At 68.9% G+C, this 15670-nt stretch carries 13 protein-coding genes and 2 pseudogenes; 6 read left to right on the top strand and 9 right to left on the bottom strand.

Annotation, left to right across the window (positions count from 1 at the left end):
• Positions 1–143: 143 nt before the first annotated feature.
• Positions 144–1406 carry an MFS transporter gene (locus ACIPWY_RS37765; protein ID WP_362909813.1) on the bottom strand — a complete coding sequence of 421 codons (1263 nt, stop codon included), beginning with the start codon at positions 1404–1406 and terminating at the stop codon, positions 144–146.
• A gap of 99 nt (positions 1407–1505) precedes the next feature.
• Positions 1506–2078 (bottom strand): SDR family NAD(P)-dependent oxidoreductase, encoded by a 573-nt coding sequence (locus tag ACIPWY_RS37760; RefSeq protein ID WP_393705676.1) that lies wholly within the window; start codon positions 2076–2078, stop codon positions 1506–1508.
• A gap of 192 nt (positions 2079–2270) precedes the next feature.
• Between ACIPWY_RS37760 and ACIPWY_RS37755 the strand changes: the two genes are divergently transcribed.
• On the top strand, positions 2271–5657 hold the full coding sequence (locus ACIPWY_RS37755; protein WP_393705677.1) for a BTAD domain-containing putative transcriptional regulator: 3387 nt from the start codon (positions 2271–2273) through the stop codon (positions 5655–5657).
• Positions 5658–5987: 330 nt separating this feature from the next.
• Here the strand turns inward: ACIPWY_RS37755 and ACIPWY_RS37750 are convergent, their stop codons facing one another.
• Positions 5988–6251 (bottom strand): hypothetical protein, encoded by a 264-nt coding sequence (locus ACIPWY_RS37750; RefSeq protein ID WP_401536823.1) that lies wholly within the window; start codon positions 6249–6251, stop codon positions 5988–5990.
• A gap of 459 nt (positions 6252–6710) precedes the next feature.
• Positions 6711–7508, bottom strand: a complete 798-nt coding sequence (locus ACIPWY_RS37745) for a maleylpyruvate isomerase family mycothiol-dependent enzyme (protein WP_393705678.1) — start codon at positions 7506–7508, stop codon at positions 6711–6713.
• 324 nt (positions 7509–7832) lie between these two features.
• Between ACIPWY_RS37745 and ACIPWY_RS37740 the strand changes: the two genes are divergently transcribed.
• A complete protein-coding gene (locus ACIPWY_RS37740; protein WP_362909820.1) occupies positions 7833–7964 on the top strand; it encodes an integrase in 132 nt (43 codons plus the stop codon).
• A 799-nt stretch (positions 7965–8763) separates the two neighbouring features.
• Positions 8764–9537, top strand: a complete 774-nt coding sequence (locus tag ACIPWY_RS37735; RefSeq protein WP_362909822.1) for a hypothetical protein — start codon at positions 8764–8766, stop codon at positions 9535–9537.
• A 414-nt stretch (positions 9538–9951) separates the two neighbouring features.
• Here ACIPWY_RS37735 and ACIPWY_RS37730 read toward each other — a convergent pair whose 3' ends face one another.
• Entirely contained in the window at positions 9952–10458 is a 507-nt protein-coding gene (locus ACIPWY_RS37730) for an SMI1/KNR4 family protein (protein WP_362909824.1), read from the bottom strand.
• A gap of 30 nt (positions 10459–10488) precedes the next feature.
• On the opposite strand from ACIPWY_RS37730, the pseudogene ACIPWY_RS37725 reads away from it, so the two are divergent.
• Positions 10489–10952, top strand: a pseudogene (locus tag ACIPWY_RS37725) (IS5 family transposase); the annotation flags it as partial.
• A gap of 3 nt (positions 10953–10955) precedes the next feature.
• Here ACIPWY_RS37725 and ACIPWY_RS37720 read toward each other — a convergent pair.
• The 3 genes and pseudogenes from ACIPWY_RS37720 to ACIPWY_RS37710 form a co-directional block, all read right to left on the bottom strand.
• A pseudogene (locus ACIPWY_RS37720) lies at positions 10956–11183 on the bottom strand (transposase); the annotation flags it as partial.
• Between the two features lie 4 nt (positions 11184–11187).
• Positions 11188–11379, bottom strand: coding sequence for a hypothetical protein (locus ACIPWY_RS37715; protein ID WP_362909826.1), 192 nt, complete (start codon positions 11377–11379; stop codon positions 11188–11190).
• A gap of 856 nt (positions 11380–12235) precedes the next feature.
• On the bottom strand, positions 12236–12658 hold the full coding sequence (locus ACIPWY_RS37710; RefSeq protein WP_362909828.1) for a hypothetical protein: 423 nt from the start codon (positions 12656–12658) through the stop codon (positions 12236–12238).
• A 594-nt stretch (positions 12659–13252) separates the two neighbouring features.
• On the opposite strand from ACIPWY_RS37710, the gene ACIPWY_RS37705 reads away from it, so the two are divergent.
• A protein-coding gene (locus ACIPWY_RS37705) for an IS5 family transposase (protein WP_393705696.1) occupies positions 13253–14079 on the top strand; the annotation gives its coding sequence in 2 pieces (ribosomal slippage) (positions 13253–13588 and positions 13591–14079; 825 coding nt in all).
• Here ACIPWY_RS37705 and ACIPWY_RS37700 read toward each other — a convergent pair.
• Positions 14061–14594, bottom strand: coding sequence for a CbrC family protein (locus ACIPWY_RS37700; RefSeq protein ID WP_393705679.1), 534 nt, complete (start codon positions 14592–14594; stop codon positions 14061–14063). The two genes, ACIPWY_RS37705 and ACIPWY_RS37700, sit on opposite strands and share 19 nt — an antisense overlap.
• Before the next feature lie 483 nt (positions 14595–15077).
• Between ACIPWY_RS37700 and ACIPWY_RS37695 the strand changes: the two genes are divergently transcribed.
• Positions 15078–15383, top strand: coding sequence for a hypothetical protein (locus ACIPWY_RS37695; protein ID WP_393705680.1), 306 nt, complete (start codon positions 15078–15080; stop codon positions 15381–15383).
• Positions 15384–15670: the final 287 nt, after the last annotated feature.

Here is a 15670-nt window from a genome sequence, read left to right as displayed (position 1 = left end):
GCAGACGCGGCTTTCGGCGACCGCGCCCCGCGACCGGCAGGGTGCGACGACCCGCCGGGCGCGGGCGACCACGGGGCGACTTCCGCCGCCGGAGTGCTGACGGCCTCCGACGGCCGGTCGTCGCGCCTCAGCGCCTCTGCGCGTCAGGCCGCCGGGTCCGTCACCGTCGCCTCCGCAGGAGCGACGGGCCGTCGGGCGGGGAAGCCCGCCTGACGGGCATACAGGACGACCGCGATCACCGGCAGCAGGAGCAGCAGGACCGTCCAGGGGAAGGACTCACTGCCGACCACGTCGAGCAGGATGCCTCCGACGATGCCTCCGCCCGCCATCGCCACGTTCCACAGCGTGACGAGCATGGCCTGGGCCGAGTCGGCCGACTCGCCGCCCGCGTCACCGACGGCGGTCTGGAGCAGCGTGGGCACTCCACCCCAGCCCAGACCCCACAGCACCGCGGCGACGAAGACGAGGGCGGTGGTGTCGGAGAGGACCGCCAGGAGCGCGGCGGCGAGGGCGACCAGCAGGGCGCCGCCGATGGTGAGTCCGCGGAGCCGTCGGTTGATCTGGGCGCCGACGATCCAGATGCTCGCGAGCGACGCGGCACCGAAGACGAGGAGCACCAGGCCGGTGCTGCCGCCCAGGCCCAGATTGTCGAGGTAGGTGGCAATGTACGCGTACAGGATGGTGTGGGCGAGGACGAAGACGAGGGTGACGAAGAGGACCGGAGTCACTCCCGGGATACGCAGGGTGGGCAGCATCCTGGGCCGCTCACCGCGCTCCTGTCCGGGGAAGTCCGGGACGGCCGCGGTGATCCATGCCAGAAGCAGCAGCGAGAGCGCCGTCATCGCGAGGAACGCCACGCGCCAGCCGAGCCAGTCGCCGAGGAACGTACCGGCGGGCACACCGAGGGCGAGCGCGACGGGGATGCCCGCCATCGCGACGGCCATCGCCTTGCCCTGGAGGTGGGCGGGGGCCATGCGCCGCGCGTAACCGGCGAGCAGGGCCCAGGCGAGACCGGCCGCGACGCCGGCGACGAACCGCGCCGCCATCGTCAGTTCGTAGACGGACGACACGGCGGTCACCGTGTTGGCGAGGGCGAAGCCTCCCACGGCGGTGAGCAGCAGCTTCTTGCGCCGCCAGCCCGCCGTGGCCGCGGTGAGCGGGAGCGCGGTCAGGGCGGTGCCGATCGCGTAGACGGTGACGGTCTGGCCGGTCGCGGACTCGCTCACATGGAGGTCCTGGCTCATCGCGGGCAGCAGACCGGCGGGGAGGGTCTCGGTCAGGCTGGTGATGAAGACGGCCGTGGCGAGGGCCAACAGGGCGAACAGCGGAAGCTTCCGCTGTTCCTCGCCTTCGTTCTTCGGGTCCGATGCCGCGGCGACGGGCGCCGTGTCGGGTGCGGTGCTCATGGGATGTGCTCCAGGTGTTCCGGGAGGGGGTGTGGGACGTCGAGGGGCATGGGGACGGTGATGGACGCAGTAGGGCGCACGTACGGGACGGCGGCCGCTTCACGGGAAGGTGAGGCCGCCGTCGACAGGCAGCCGCACCCCCGTGGAGAACGTCGCCTCAGTGGCCAGGAAGAGCGCGGCGCGGGCCACCTCCTCGGCGGCACCGAGACGGCCCAGCGGAGGAAGGGGGACGGCGCCGGCGCCCGGTGCCTCGATACAGCCCGGGGCCACGGCGTTGACGCGGATGCCCCGGGCGACGAGTTCGGTGGCGAGCGCCCGTACGACGTCGGGGCAGGGGGTCGGGGCGGTGAGCACGATCGCGCTGCCGACCCCGAGATGGGGCAGCAGGGGCCGCGCGGTGGCCACGACGTCGGAGAACAGGAGATCGAGGCCGCCTTCTGTGGCAGCCCCGGGCCCGGTTCCTGCCGGTGCGACGAGGGCTGCTTCGAGGGTGGACGGGGTGACGACGCGGGCGGCGGAGCCGAGTTCGGCGACCGCGTGGGCGCGCTCGGGTGCGGTGCGGACGGTCAGCAGGACAGTGGCCCCGCCCTCCACGAGACGCTTCGCGATGGCCAGGCCGATGCCGGTGACCTCGCCGACGACGAGAGCTTTCCTGCCCGCGTACCTGGTCATGAGTGCCTCCCTCCGGGGGTGCCCGTTCCTCGCCGGTGCGTGGTGCCTCCCCGACGACGACTCTGCGCCCAGGCGCTTCGGGGAACCTTCCGGAAACCTTCGGGCTGACCGCCGCGTGGCGGGCGGTGACGCCCGGGCGGTGCCGTCGAGAGCCTGCGGGCGCCGGTTCCCCGGACATGTACGGTGGTGACCATGCGGTTTGGGGTGCTCGGGCCACTGGTGGTGTGGGACGGCGAGGGCCGGGAGGTCAAGGTCCCCGAGGCCAAGGTCCGGGCGCTGCTGGCGGACCTTCTCGCGAACGACGAAGGGCCGGTGTCCGCCGACCGGCTCATCGAGGACCTGTGGGGCGACACGCCTCCGGGCAATCCCCGCGCCGCCCTTCAGGCCAAGATCTCCCAGCTGCGCCGGGTCGTCGGCCGCGACCGGGTGGTGCGGCAGCCGCCGGGCTACGCGCTGCGGCTCGACGGCGACGACGAGGTGGACGCCGTACGGTTCCGTGCTCTGGTGACCGGCGCCCGCCCCGTGCCGGACCCGCGCGCCCGGGCCGCCCTGCTCACCGAGGCGCTGAACCTGTGGCGGGGGCCGGCGTACGCGGACTTCGCGGACGACGGGTTCGTGCAGGGGGCTTCACAACGCCTCGCGGAGCAGCGGCTGTCCGTGCTGGAGGATCAGGCGGAGGCGCGTCTGGAGGCACAGGACCACGCGCTTCTCGCCGGGGAGCTCGCCGACCTCGTGGCACGTCACCCCCTTCGGGAGCGCCTGCGCGCCGTCCAGATGAGGGCGCTGTACGCGGCGGGGCGGCAGAGCGAGGCTCTCGCGTCGTACGACGACCTGAGGTGCCGGCTCGTGGAGGAGTTGGGGGTCGATCCGAGCCCCGAACTGGCCGGGCTGCACGGGGCGTTGCTCCGGCAGGACCCCGAGCTGAGTGCGGGGACGCCCCGGAGAAGGGCGCCGGGCCACGCATCCGGGGTGGGCGCCGGCGCGACGCGTAGCACGGCCGTGGCCTCCGGCACGGGCACCGTCGCCGCCCCGCGTACTCCCGGACCGGGCGCCCAGTCGAATCTTCCCGTCCCCCTCACCCCTCTCGTCGGCCGTCACCAGGCTCTCGCCCGGCTGTCCCAACTCCTGGCGGAGCTGCGGCTGGTGACCCTCACCGGGCCGGGCGGCGTCGGCAAGACCCGGCTGGCCGTGGCAGCGGCCAAGGCCGAGCACGAGAGCGCCGAGGCCGGTGAACCGGCCGACGGAGTATGGCTCGTGGAGTTCTCCGGCATCCGCACCGGCACGGCGGCGGACCTGGCCCAGGTGATCGCCGCCACCCTCGGCATCCGGGACGACACCCCTCACTCACTGCCGGGCACCGGTGCCTCGGCCGCTTCCCTGCCGCACCGGCTCGCCGCCGCCCTGCGCGACCGGCGCACCCTGCTCGTCCTGGACAACTGCGAGCACGTCGTCGACGCGGCCGCCGAACTCACCGAGCTGCTCCTGCGCACCGCTCCCGGCCTGCGCGTCCTGGCCACCGGGCAGCAGCCGCTGGGCCTTGCGGGCGAGGCGGTGTTCCTCGTCGAGACCCTGCCGCCCGCCGACGCCGTCCGCATGTTCATGGAACGCGCGGCCGCAGCGACCCCCGGATTCCCGCGCGACCCGCAAGCACCTGACGAGACCGAGCAGCAGGCCGTCGCCGAGATCTGCGGCCGCCTCGACGGCATCCCGCTCGCCCTGGAACTCGCCGCCACCCGCGTACGGGCCCTCGGAGTGAAGGGGCTGGCCGCCCGGCTCAACGACCGCTTCCGGGTGCTGACCTTCGGACAGCGCGGGGCGCCGGCCCGCCAGCAGACCCTGCGGGCGGTCATCGACTGGAGCTGGGAACTGCTCAGCGCGCCCGAACGCATCGTTCTGCGACGCCTCGGCGCGCACACCGACGGCTGCGACCTCGACGCCGCCGAAGCGGTCTGCGCGGGTGACGGCGTCACCCGCGACGAGGTGCTCGACCTCCTCACCCGGCTGGTCGACCGGTCCCTGGTCGTCGTGGTGGAGGGACCCACCGGCCCCCGCTACCGCCTGCTGGAGTCCGTCGCCGCGTACGCGACCGAACAGCTCCACGAGATGGAGGACTTCACCGCCGTACGGGACCGTCACCTGCGCCACTACCGGGCCCTCGCCGAACACGCCGAGCCGCACCTGCGAGGCGACGCGCAGCGGTCCTGGCTGGCCCGGCTGGACGCCGAGGCCGGCAACCTCCGTACGGCACTCGACGAAGCGCTGCGCCGCGCGCTCGCCGGGGAACCACAGGAAGCGGTCCGGCTGACCACCGCTCTGGCCTGGTGGTGGCTGCTGCGTGGCCGACTCAACGAGGCCCGCCGCAACCTCGGTTCGGCGCTGGCCACCCCGTCCGGCTCCTCCGTACCCGCCGAACTCGCCCTGCTGCACACCGCGTTCGCCTTGCTCACCGGAGACCTCACAGCAGTCGCCGCTCTCTCGGCGAGAAGTTGCACGGCCACGGAAGACGGCCTCGACACCACGAGCGGCCTCGACACCGGTGCGGAGGCGATCCCCGACCCCGTCCGGCGCGCCCGCGCGCTGTGGCTCTGCGCGTACGGGCTGTTCAGCGCGGGTGAAACGGCCGAAGGCAACGAGCTGAACACCCGTGCCCTCACCCTGGCCACCGCCGCCGGGGACCAGTGGGTCACCGCTGCCGCGCTCGGCCTGCGCGCGACCCTCGCGCTGATCTGCGGCGACCTCACCGGACTCGGCCGTGACGGTCTGCGAAGCGCCCAGCTCTTTCGCGAACTGGGCGACCGTTGGGGAGAGTTGCAGACCGTGTCCCCGCTCGCCGCACTCGCCGAGATCAAGGGCGCGTACGCGGACGCGGAACGCCGTCAGCACGAAGGGCTCCGGATGGCACGGGAGTTGGGCCTGGAGGCGGAGGTGTCCGCGCGGCTCTCCGGGCTCGGGCGCCTCGCGTTGCTCGCCCGCGACTGGGACCGTGCTCGCGACCTGCATGAACAGGCACGTCGGATCGCCGCCGAGCAGGGCTACAAGTACGGTGAGATCCACTCCGTGATGGGCCTCGCCCTCGGCGCACGCCGCTCCGGTGACCTCGACGAGGCCGAGACGCACCTCCTGCAGATCCGCGACGGCTACGCCGACGTGTCGTCCCAGGCAGGTGACCACCTGCTCCTCGCCGAACTCGGTTTCGTCGCCGAGCTCCGCGGTGACGCGAAGGGGGCGGCGACGCACCACCTGGAAGGGCTGGAGATCGCCCGCCTCCTCGCCGAACCCCGCGCCCTGGCACTCTCCCTGGAGGGTCTCGCCGGTGCGGCGACCCTGCCCGGACAGGACCCCACCGCCACCTGCGCGGCCGAACTCCTGGGCGCGGCGGCAGCCGCCCGCTCCCGGGCCGGAGCCCCGCTGCCGCCCGCGGAACGCGGTGACGTCGACCGCATCACCGCTGCGGCCCGGACAGCCCTGGGCACTTCCGCGTTCACGGAGGCGTACGAGCGCGGCGCCGTACTGAGTGCCGAGGAAGCAATGCGCCACGCTCGCACGGCACTTGACCTGTCCGGACGCGAGTCGACTTGACCGAACGGAACTCCTGGCCGTGCCAGGCCGGCGGGCGCTTCTCGGTGAACGCGTGTGCCCCCTCGGTGGCCGCGGTGGTGATGAAGACCGGGGCCCCGAGGGGGTCCTGGACGGGTGCAGGCAGTCCGGTCGTCGAGTCCGCGGGTGTCCGGGACGATCCGCTTCGTGTCCAGGTCCGCTTCGCGGGAGCGGGCCTGGACACGGTCGGCCGGAGCCAGGGCCTGTGCCGCTCGAAGATGCGATTCAACGGCACGCGCCTCTGCGTATCCCGACTCCCCGTGAGTCCCCGCCCGTTCTGGCACGGCTGCGGCGCGGCTTCGCCTCTCCGCTTCAGCGTCGACGGTTTGAGCGCCCGCGTCGGCGCCCCAGCAGCCTCGCCTGCTCGCTCTTCAGGTGAGAGAACCGGTCGCGGGTGTACTCCCTCAGCTCCCGCCCAGGGAACGATATGAGTGACAGGTGTTCTTCGTAATTGCCCTCGGCCCACTGCGCGGCGGTGATCTCGTATCCTGCGACATGCGCGCAGAGCTGGAGCAGGGCCGAAGGCATCTCCTCCTCGATCAGAAGGTCGGCCTTCGTGACCACCACGTCGCGCATTGCCTGAATGTTGGGGATGAAGACGGTAGTGGCCCATGTGCGCCACCGCGCGAGCTCCTGCTCGGTCGGAGGTATGTCGTGGTGGAAGGGATCGCCCGTCGGGGCGGGCGTACATCTCAGAGAAGGTGTCGTAGGCGCGGCTGTTGGCCTCCATCAGCGCGAACAGAGGACCGTAAAAGTCGCTCAACTGGATGTTGACCCGCGTCAGTCGGGCCTGTCTCTGCGCCAGTCGCAGTCCGTTGAGATAGGTCGCCAGGTAGCCGATGAACGCCAGCCCGACGGTCAAGATCACTGTGGCCATGAGAGGTGATGTTAAGCCGCTCCGATCGGATCACCTGATCGCTAGTCCGTTCCCCTGCATGTCCTCGAACTCAAGGCCGGCGAAGTCTCTCAGCCGCTGGTGTCGGACGCCGCATGCAGTCTTGACAAGGCTTACTTCGCCGCCCAACAGCACCCGTCCTACTCCTCCGGCTCCCACGCGCGGAGCAGGTCGAACAAGCCTGCGTCTCCCTCGATCTGCAGGGAGTCCGCCGGGATACGGTCGTACACGAAGAGAACCAGCTCACTGGCCGTGCCGCGAACGGAGACGCCAGCCGCCTTCGGGCCCTCGTCGGCAGCGGCGACAGGCGTCGTGCCGGGCACGGAGATACGGGTGGAGCGTGCGCCGTCACCGTCGACCGTGAGGCGCCAGGAGTGGCCCTCGGCGGCGTGGAAGTCGAAGGCAGTGGGCTTGTGCGGCCAGGCGCTCGTCGTTGCGACGCAGGTGGACAGGAACTCCTCGACACCGTCGAGTGCCACCTCATCCGGCAGCGGCTCCGGGGCACCCACAGTGACCTGGGCGTCGTAGGTGTGCACCGCGATCTGCTGGAGCTGGTGCCGGGCGACGGCGCCACAGGTCTGCGGCGACTGGGACGCACCCCACCACGTCCAGCAACCGCGATCCGGGCCGGCCTTCCGCAGTGCGTCCAGCAGTTGCTCCGTGGACTCCGCCAGCCAGGCCGGCAGCGCCTCGCGCTCCCGAGGCGCAGCCGGGGCGCCCTCCGCTGCGGACTTGGCCGGAGCAGGCCCTGCGGCGACGGTGGCTGCCCAGTCGCGGCGCCCTTCGCCGATGTGCTGCGCCAGATCGAACAGCGTCCACTCGGGGCAGGTCGGCACCTGTACGTCGAGGCGGGGCGCGGAGGCGACCGCGGCGCGGAAGGCGCTCGACCGTTCGTCGATCAGTCGCATCAGAACGGGGAACGCAAGTGTCGTTGTCACATGGACTCTCTATCACCGTGTCCCGACAATCAGACAGTGATTTTCACGATGTGCCGGCACTCGCATACGTCGCCCCGTCCAACCCGGAGTCTGAGCGCCCTCGCCGGAGGCGTGGTCTTGTCGTTGAGCGGCTGCGGCGTCCACGGGTCTCGACTCATGCCCTCGGGCCTACTCAGCGGGCACGCGTCGGCGCAGCGCGCGCAGAGCGGGCCGAAGGCAGGAGCGCAGCGCACAGGCAGCCGGGAGCGCGCCCGGCGGAGCGGAGCGCAGCCGGGTGCCTTGACGAGGTAGAGAAGTCCGTAACAGCTCAGCCTTGGAGGGCCGTTGCCGTCACCCTCCGGCCATCGTCAGATCGCGGTCACGTCGAACGCGTACACCCACGTCGTGCAGGACACGCAGCGCGAGGCTGTCAGCCACACGGACTGGCTGCTCAGGAGGCGGCCCGAGCGCGAGTGATCATGGGATAGCGCGAGCAGTCATGGGATTCGGGCATTGAAGCAGCCCTGTACGTCGAAGACCCCGGGCCGAGAACGGCCGGGGGTCTTCTCCCAGGTGGGCGCGGACGGTTTCGAACCGCCGACATCTGCCTTGTAAGTTCGATCCCGCCCCTGCGTGACTGCGGTACCACCTGTGCGCGGGTGCCGTTGCCGGGCGCTGCCGTATGCCGCCGTCCGGGCTCGTTGATGTCAACGTTGGATGTCAGCGGAACCGTTGCGGCAAGGGGCAGACTTCCCATGGCCCGTCCGGCCGGTCGGCCCAGCGCCACCAGACGTGTCGGTCGGCGCACTTCCACAGCGACCGACAGATCTGCCGGCCCTCGTCCTCCCGCTCGGAGAGCACGAGGCCACCAGACCGCATGGGCTGGCCGCACTCAGCGCAGGCCGGAACGTCGTCGCTCACACAATGCACCTTGGCGACGCGACCGCTTCGTCTCGAAGCAACTTGGGATGGCCGCTGCCCTTGGGCTGCGGTGCCTGTCACCGGCGCTGATGGTCCGCTGACGTCCTCGGTTGTTCGTGGTTGTGCGTCGCGGTTGTCACGCAGTTAGACACGCACCGCTACTACTGTCCGTGTGAGGCCCTGAAGGTTGTTCCGTAAATGATCTTCGACCGGTGTCGGCCGCCTCGTGCGAGGCGAAGATCGCCTGATGCCCGATCGTGATCCATGGGTGTACAACCCCGTGTGGATCCAGGCTGTCTGAAAGACGCCGGAAGAGGAGTCTCCGGCGCCTTTCGGAGCAAAGATCGGGGATCAGGTGGGGAAGAAGGTCTGGAGAGCTGTCGTGGCCGGTGGCGCGGCGGTGGTGTTCACGGGCGTGGTCGCCGTGCCGGCCGGGGCGGCCGAGGGCGGGGTCTCGTTCACCCGTGTCCAGGTGAACGGGGGCAAGCCCATTGTGATCGGGGTGTCGAACGAGGTCGCGGCGCCCACCTCCTTCCGTATGGCGACCACCCACGAGTGGAAGTATCCGGCGGTGTTCCTGTACCGCGGCAATGCGGATCCGACGGGTGATCGGCTGTGGCACGCCATCGAGACGAGCGACTGCATCAAGGTGAGCACTGGCGTGTGCGACTTCAACGAGACGATGTACTTCGACCCGAGCGTGTGGGACATGCACAACAGCGAGGCCGGAGCCTGGAAGGTCGCGGCCGAGGTGTCCTTCCAGGGCGGCGGCGGTGACACTGACGATGAGGGCCTCACTGTCTACGTCAAGCGCAACTCCCGCCTGACTGTGAATGCCTCGCCCGAGCCGGTAGCCAAGGGCAGGACCATCACTGTGACCGGAAAGGTCACGCGGGCCAACTGGGAGACCAGGAAGTACGCCTCCTACGAAGGCCGCCTGGTGAGCCTTCAGTTCAAGCCCACCGGGGCCACCTCCTACACCACGGTGAAGAAGGTATACGCGAACGGCTCGGGTGATCTCAGGACGACCGTGAAGGCATCCCAGACCGGTACCTGGCGCTGGGCGTACTACGGCAACACCACCACCGGGCCGTCGACTTCGGCCGGCGACAACGTCGTAGTGAATTGAGTTCCCTGGACTGCCTCTCGACCTACTCGGCACAGCTAACGGGACAACCTTTAGCTTCGGCGTCGCGCGGTCGGCGGCGAGGTATCCAACTCTGAAATGCAGCTGCATCCCTGGTTCTGTCCGGGGCTGTCCGGCCAGTGCCCGTGGGTTCCCGCTGTTCCCCGGTGTTCCCCGCTCGATCGGGGACGGTTGGGGCACGGGAACGTGTTGCTTGGAGCAACTCCCCCTGGAGTGTCTTGCCTCCATTACATAGGCCTGGCGAGGCGCCCGAGGAGAACTTGGAAGCGCTCTGACCTGTGATGCTTCGCACGCCTGGGCGCAGCGGACGTACTAGGGCTCCCTCATGTGATTACTGAGGGGGCCCTTATTCAGGGTGATTGATACCTTCTGTCCAGAAGCTCGGAGTGCGTCCGTTCATCCGGCTGGGCAGTCCTCGGCAGCCAGTTCGCGGTGCGGATAGGACCCATCGGGTATGGCGCCGTGCAACGAGTCGGCAAGCCACTCGGCCAGCGACTGCCCGAGTGGGGCCAAGGCGTGCTCCTTGCAGCAGAGATTCGGATCGGACTCCCACATCTGCCCGTCGGCCGTCGTGAAGTCGATGAGTGCCCTCATGGCGCAGCAGCGGTCCATGAGGGGAACGAGCCCGGGTGGTAGGCCGCGCTCAGGTTCTGCGAACTCGCGGTAGGCCATCGCGATGTCCTCGCAGTCACTGAACCAGTCGCCCGTATCGGTCAGGGAGACGACCTCCCAGGGTCCGAAGCCGCCATTGGAGGCTTCGAGGTAGATCCTTTTCAGCAGGTGGGGCATCGTGTGCCCGGCGATGTGCTCGAACGCAGCAATATCCGCCGGTAGAGCCGGACCAGGAAGATCTTGGTCAGCTGCGTAGGTACGGACAGCCGCTATGAGCTCGTCATCAGTCACATGCAGATCCTCGGCGCCCGGATGTCCGTACTGGAGCACGTCCAGGTCCGCGATGACGCGGTGGGCCGGGTGGAATGGACCGTCTCGATCGACTCCACCGTCAACCGGGCCCACCAGCACGCAGCCGGCGCCCGTAAAAAGGGGATGCAGACGGGGACGAACTGGAAGATCCGGGCCGCTCGCAGGCGCGCCAGGCCCTCGGTCGGTCCCGAGGAGGGCTGACCACCAAAGTCCACCTCGCCGTCGACGGCCGGGGCCTGCCCATGTCGATCGTGCTCACGCCCGGCAATGTCAATGACGCCACCGCGTTCAGCCAGGTCCTCGATGGGATCTGCGTCCCGCGCGCCTCAAGGGGCCGCCCGCGCACGACACCCAAGCGCGTGCTGGGCGACAAGGCGTACTCCAGCAGGGCGATCCGCCGCCTGCTGCGGCGCCGGAGCATCGTCGCCACGATCCCCGAGCGCCGCGACCAGGCGGCCACCCGCCGACGACGTCTTCGCCCACGTCCCGTCCGCCTCCCAGCGGGCGAACCGCTCGTAGACGGTCCGCCACGGCCCGTACCGCTCGGGGAGATCGCGCCAGGGCGCCCCGGTCCGCAGCCGCCACAGAACACCGTTGACCACCTGACGGTGATCACGCCACGGACGGCCACGCCCGTCCACCTGCGGCAGCAGCGGCTCTATCCGCTCCCACGCCGTATCCGTCAACTCACCTCGACCTGCCACAAGATCAATGATCGGAGTGCTCGTGATCGGCCTCGCACGCGGGGTCCGCCACGAACCGGCTCAGCCGGTAGGTGGTCGGCAGCGCCAGGCGGCCGCACAGCGCGTCGATCCGGATCATCGAGCCGTCGATTCGTGCCTCCCGAAGACGGCGCAGGTGCGCGCGCAACTCCGCCTCGTCCCGAGTCTCAAGGAACACTTCCCACCGCCCCACGTCCGGTGCAGTGCGAGCAGCAAGCCGCTCGGCCTCTTGTTGCCGCCTTCTTTTCCCTTGCCCTGGCACCGGCACAGAATCGCTGGCCAGCGTCAGGACGGCAAGGCAATTGGACCGAGCACCACATCCCCGCTCGGTGATCATTTGCCAGACAGGCCCTAGGAGAGCTGGGCTAAGAGCCCTCGACGTCGACGGTGCGTTCCCCGCGGTTCCCCGCCCAACCTGGTACGGATCTGGCATGGGGCCGGAGCGCGTGACAGTCGCCGCTGATCACTGCTGAGCAGCCTCGGACAGCCCAGAGACGGCCCGAAATCCTCGGCTCGTCCACGGTCTGACCAGTTAGCATCGCGGCCAGTCCAGGGGATTGGGGTGCGCCATGGCAATCGGCCGCAAGGGCTCGCGACGCATCGTCGTCGACGGCACGGCTTACCGCTGGCGCCTGCGCCGCCGGCCGACTTACGACCAGGCTCTCTGCGACAGGCCGTGTACGTACGCAGTGCAACACGCGGACACCCCGGCACGACCCTCGTCGTCACCACGAATCAGCCGCATGCCAGCAACTGGTTCGGCGCGCCGACTGCCGCCGTGCTGCCCAGAGATGTCAGCGCCGCCATCACATCGGCTCTCGCTCAGGGCTGGCAACCAACGCGCCCGGGCTCACCGTTCCACCTGGACCAGTTCAACGGATTCGTTCGCTTCCAGCCCTGACAGCGCTTTTCCTCAACGACCGCTTCGTCCCGAAGCAACTTGGGATGGCCGCTGCCCTTGGACTGCTGTGCCTGTCACCTGCGCTGATGGTCCGCTGACATCCACGGTAGTTCGCGGTTGTGCGTCGCGGTTGTCACGCAGTTAGACACTCAGGCGGCAGAGAGCCCCCTCGCTCCTCCCCGGGCGGAATGAGCCGGTCAGCGCTTTCGGCACCGTCCACATATCCGTGCGCGTCGACCGTGATCGGAGTGGCCCGTCCCTTGGAAGTGACGAGCCACGCAAGTACCTGCTCGGTCAACGGTCCATTGTCGGGTCCCTCGTCCTTCCAGTACGCCTGCCAACCCCCGCCAGGTACCGCGGCTATCACTTGGTCGGACTGCTCCAGGTGCGAGAAGTCCGAGTAATCGGTGACTGGCCTGCGGGTTCCTCGCTGGGGATCGACGACAAGGGCTACACCTGTCTCGTCGTCCCAAGCATCCACGTGCACGGTTCTACCGGTCATGGTCTCCGTGCCGGTGAAGATCGCGAGCCAGCCAGTCACGTTGAAGTAGTGCATGCCGCCATCCTTACTGACGGCGGCCGAACCGCCCACTGCTTTAGGCGGGACATGAGCTTGGGAAGCTTGGTAGCTCTAGGGGTGTTGGGTGTCTGACTTGCGAGGCAGTGGCCTGACGGCCCTCGGCGCACGGCCCGTTGCCCGCCGTTCCCCGTGGCTCCCCGCCCAACCTGGCATGGGTCTGGCACGAGCAACTGCCAGGGTCCGGTGGGGACTACTCAGGACGCCGACCGCGCGCCACGCGTGCGACCACCCCGCGAGCCGCCTCTTACTCCCACCGGTTTGGCTTCCGCCTGGGGCGCCCCCGGGCGCCGTTTGTCGGGACGGTGTGACCCTACGGTGGTGCCTCCCCAGGCGCGATGGGATATCGCCCGCTGCGCCTGAGACTGCGCACCACCTTCTGATCCGCAGCTCTATGTAGATCGGTTGGTGAGGGTCGGACCAGTCGCGCTACGGCCTTACGGAGTCATCGCCGGCGGGGGCCAGTTGGTGTGGTTGCTGTAGTTCGCTGCTGTACCGCCACAGGATTTGTCGGCCGACCACCGCTTTAGAAGTCATCTCATTTGGCTCAGTAGGCTGTTGACCGTGGTGGGGATCGTTGAGCGGCTGGTGCCGGATGAGTTGTGGGATCTGTTCCAACGGGTAGTGCCGGAGGCGCCGACGCGGCCTCAGGGCGGTGGCCGGCGAAGACATGGTGACCGTGAGGTTCTGGCCGCGATCGTCTTCGTGGCCACGTCGGGCTGCACCTGGCAGCAGCCGCCCTCTGCGTCGTTCGGGTCGTCCGGGGCAACGGCCCACCGCAGGTTTGCAGAGTGGACGAAGGCACGGGTGTGGGCCAAACTGCACCGCCTGGTCCTCGACGAACTGGGCTCTCGCGGTGACCTGGACTGGTCGAGGTGCGCGATCGACTCGGTGAACATGCGGGCCCTTAAAAGGGGGATCTGACAGGTCCGAATCCTGTGGATCGGGGCAAGTACGGCTCGAAGATCCACCTGATCACTGAGCGGACCGGCCTACCCCTGTCCGTCGGGATCTCGGGCGCCAACGTCCATGACAGCCAGGCCCTGATCCCGCTCGTGAAGGGAATACCACCGATCCGCTCCCACCGCGGCCAACGGCGGCGCAAGCCCGGCAAACTCCACGCCGACAAGGGCTACGACTACAACCACCTGCGGCGATGGTTATCCCAGCGGGGCATCCGGCACCGCATCGCCCGCAAAGGCGTCGAGACCTCGCAGCGACTCGGACGACATCGGTGGACGATCGAACGCACCATGGCCTGGCTCGCCGGCTGCCGCCGCCTCCACCGCCGCTACGAACGCAAAGCCGACCACTTCCTGGCCTTCACCAGCATCGCCTGCACCCTCATCTGCTACCGCAGACTGACCAAGACAGACAGTCTTCAGGATGCGTCGGCGTAGGCGAGGTGGACGCCGCATACGGTGCAGCGGAAGAGCATGGCGGTCGCCCCCTCGCCCAGGTGGGTCAAGAAGTGCTCAAGCTGGTTTTCGTCGTGCCAGCCGTCGAGACGCATGTCGGCCCGCAGCTGCTCGAGGGCTTCGGGATGAGCCACCAACCCGGTGTACCCGACTTCGCCCACAAAGGCGGCCGCGTCGTGGCAGTGAACGAGCCAGTGCGGATCCTGCCAGGCGTGGAATCCAGGCGTGCGACGGGTGACCTCATGCAAGACGTCCTCGCTGACACCGTCGAGCCCGTAGGAGTCGGTGAATTCACCAGCGAAGCGTTCGGCCGCGCTCCCATCAGCGATGCACCACGGGCAGAAACGTCCGCTGACCTCGTGGGCAGAGTAGAAGGTCGCCGTGTAGATCCAGCCGGTACTGCGGCTGCAGCAGGCGCAAGCACCGGCGTCAGCGCGGATGGCCCCGCTAGCGAGGGGGTCCGGGTGATACCGGAAAGAGGGCAGGCTGGCACTCATCGCCGCTTCCCGATCTGCACCTCGGTGGCCATGCCTATTGATTCCATGGTGGGCAGTCTGTCCGTAGGGAGGTTCGCGATCAAGTGGCGACGTCGGACTCCTGTCGGTCCAGCCAATTGAGATGGCTTCTTAGGAGCGAGGTGGGGCGACTGCTGCTCTGACCTGCACACTGTCCACATGGGCGGATCGAGGGGCAGTCACCCGCCAGCCACTGCCGTTCCCCGGGGCTCCCCGCTGGATCTGGCACGGGTGTGGCACGGGGAACACCTGAAGTTCCTCAACTTGCGTGGCGGCACTTCTGCCAGCGGGTGCTTAGTTGATCAGCGATGTGACCTGCCTTCGACCTGTGGGCAGTTGTCACCATTGGTCACCGCTGATTGTCCTCCCACGGCCCAGAGACGGCCCGGTGAGCTTGCGCTGTCGTGGTTCAAACTGAGTACGAGCGCTCATGTAAAACGCGGACTGGAGAAGGACGCTAAGCACATGAGTGAGCCTTCTACTCTTCGACAAGTCGCGGTCGCCGTACTTCTTTTCGTCGTCGATCTGGCAATGATCGCTTGGTTGGTCTGGAGCTACGGGTGGACCGGGTGGGCGGATAACTGGGACCCGGTCAATGCACCTGAGGCGCCGAGGATCGCATGGCGGGCAGTCTGGATCTTGGCTGGGGGAGCGATGGTGACAGGAGTAGGCCTCTTTGTCCTTCGCTGGCACATCCCAGGTGCCGTTCAGGTGTCGATCTTGGGCATCGGCGCGATCCTCTTCGCTTATTTGGCTGTTCGCGGCGAGTAGGGGCGGACAGAGCCCGTGGGTCCCGCATCTACCTCCTCATCCCACCACTCACCCCAGCTCCCATCCCGTCCGCCGTCGACCCACACACCGTGGAGCGGGCGTGGTTCATGGCGTCCAGGTGGGGCGCGCCACTGTACGAACGACTGTGAGGATTGGTCATGGCGCCGCTCGGCGGCCTGACCCACCGAACGATTGACGCTTCGGGCTGCCTTTTCCAGGAATCGTCGGCGGTCCGGCGGTGCCGCTCTGCACGCGGCCGGTCGAGCGCCTGTGACCTCATAGGAGCC

This window comes from Streptomyces sp. NPDC090032 (genome assembly GCF_044748025.1).
Taxonomy (GTDB): domain Bacteria; phylum Actinomycetota; class Actinomycetes; order Streptomycetales; family Streptomycetaceae; genus Streptomyces.
The sequence above is the reverse complement of the archived record's forward strand: the minus strand, read 5'-3'. Positions and strand labels throughout refer to the sequence as shown.

Excerpts from the sequence above, each read along its gene's own strand:
- ACIPWY_RS37765 (WP_362909813.1), bottom strand. The coding sequence starts at position 1,406 with ATGAGCACCGCACCCGACACGGCGCCCGTCGCCGCGGCATCGGACCCG.
- ACIPWY_RS37750 (WP_401536823.1), bottom strand. The coding sequence starts at position 6,251 with ATGCGCGACGTGGTGGTCACGAAGGCCGACCTTCTGATCGAGGAGGAG.
- ACIPWY_RS37700 (WP_393705679.1), bottom strand. The coding sequence starts at position 14,594 with ATGAGTGCCAGCCTGCCCTCTTTCCGGTATCACCCGGACCCCCTCGCT.
- ACIPWY_RS37710 (WP_362909828.1), bottom strand. The coding sequence starts at position 12,658 with ATGCACTACTTCAACGTGACTGGCTGGCTCGCGATCTTCACCGGCACG.
- ACIPWY_RS37695 (WP_393705680.1), top strand. The coding sequence starts at position 15,078 with ATGAGTGAGCCTTCTACTCTTCGACAAGTCGCGGTCGCCGTACTTCTT.
- ACIPWY_RS37755 (WP_393705677.1), top strand. The coding sequence starts at position 2,271 with ATGCGGTTTGGGGTGCTCGGGCCACTGGTGGTGTGGGACGGCGAGGGC.
- ACIPWY_RS37760 (WP_393705676.1), bottom strand. The coding sequence starts at position 2,078 with ATGACCAGGTACGCGGGCAGGAAAGCTCTCGTCGTCGGCGAGGTCACC.